Annotated in this window: 1 protein-coding gene; it reads right to left on the bottom strand. The window is 65.6% G+C overall.

Annotated elements, in window-relative coordinates; genetic code table 11:
* A partial coding sequence (locus KVT14_RS20260; protein ID WP_217617289.1) for an alpha/beta fold hydrolase occupies positions 1-269 on the bottom strand: 269 nt, incomplete at its 3' end.
* Between the last annotated feature and the right edge of the window lie 25 nt (positions 270-294).

Here is a 294-nt window from a genome sequence, read left to right on the forward strand (position 1 = left end):
AGGACCGCGTAGCGCAGGTCCAGGGTGTCGAGCACCGTCTTCAGGCCGGCGGCGAACGTGTCGTAGTCGTAGCCCGTGGTGGGCTGGCTCGACTGCCCGCACCCGCGGCGGTCGTAGGTGATGACGCGGTACCCGGCGTCGAGCAGGGCGGCCGACTGCTTCTCCCACGAGTGGCCGTCGAGCGGGTAGCCGTGGATGAGGACGACGGGCTCCCCCTTCCTGTGGTTAGCGTAGTAGATGCGGATCGACGTGATGATAGAAGTTGCCACTCGGGAGAACTATGACGACCTGAAG

Origin of the sequence: Cellulomonas sp. GbtcB1 (assembly GCF_019091725.1) — a bacterium.
Classification (GTDB): Bacteria; Actinomycetota; Actinomycetes; order Actinomycetales; family Cellulomonadaceae; genus Cellulomonas.